Raw genomic sequence first — 1,032 nt, 5'->3', positions numbered from 1 at the left:
GGTGGCTGCGCCGGGGCGCGGGCTCGGGGCCGGCGGCCACCTCAGGGACCTCTTCCTCAGTTGACGAGGGCATCCGGCCTCCCTTCGCTCCGCGGACGCTCTTCCATCATCTGCCCCCAGACGATCAGGCGGTAGGTCGACGTGAATTCCGGCGTGCAGGTGGTGAGCGTGAGATACCGGCCGGGCTCGGTGAACCCGCTCTGCTCGGGCACCGGGTCGAGCACCGAGGTGTTGGACGGCGGGGTCTGGTCCAGGCGGCTGGTCATCTCGTAGGTGTAGAAGGCGTCCTGGGTCTCGATGACGATCGGGTCGCCCGGCTGGAGCCGGTTGATGTACCGGAAGGGCTCGCCGTGGGTGTTGCGGTGCCCGGCCAGGCCGACGTTGCCCTGCTCGTCCCAGGGCATCGCGGTGGGCAGGCGGTCGGACTCGGTGTAGTGGCCGACCATGCCGTTGTCCAGCACGCTCTCGGGGTCCACGGTCTCGGCGATGGGGACGACGACGTCCAGGGTGGGCAGGTAGAGGACGGCGAAGCCCTGGCCCGGCTGGAAGGCGCCCGGGTCGCGGGCGGGGTCGTCGGCGCCCTCCTCGCCCTGCCAGCTGTCCTGGAGGCGGTCCACCTCGCCGCTGGCGTGGGCGCGGGCCTCCACGTTGGTCCACCACAGCTGGTAGACGACGAAGAGGAGCAGCAGGGCGCCGGTGGTGATGAACAGCTCGCCGATGACGTTGCTGATCGCGGTGCCGGTCTGCTTGGCCGCCTTGGCGGCGGCCTTCGCCGCGCGGCGGCGGGCGGCGCGGCCGCCGGTCTCCTCGGGCTCCCCGGGGGCCGCCTCGCGGGCGGCGCGGCGGCGGGCCAGCTCGGCGGGGTCGACGGTGGCCAGCGGGGTCGTCGGCTCGTCGCGGTCCTCTTCGGCGGACCCCGCGGGGGGCCGGGGGCCGCCGTTCGCCCGCCGCCGTCCGGTCCCGGCGGCCGGCCGCCGCGCCCCCTGCCCGGCTGCGGCGCGGCGCCGCGCGGCCCGCCCGCCCGCGGCGGGG

1 protein-coding gene is annotated in these 1,032 nt (G+C 75.7%); it reads right to left on the bottom strand.

What is annotated here, in order from left to right; translation table 11 throughout:
- Window positions 1-56: 56 nt before the first annotated feature.
- Window positions 57-1,032 (bottom strand): class E sortase (locus D7231_RS35830; RefSeq protein WP_147449931.1); only part of this gene is annotated, 976 nt, incomplete at its 5' end.

It is taken from the genome of Streptomyces klenkii (genome assembly GCF_003626645.1).
Lineage (GTDB): Bacteria > Actinomycetota > Actinomycetes > Streptomycetales > Streptomycetaceae > Streptomyces > Streptomyces klenkii.
This window is presented reverse-complemented; position numbering and strand designations above follow the sequence as displayed.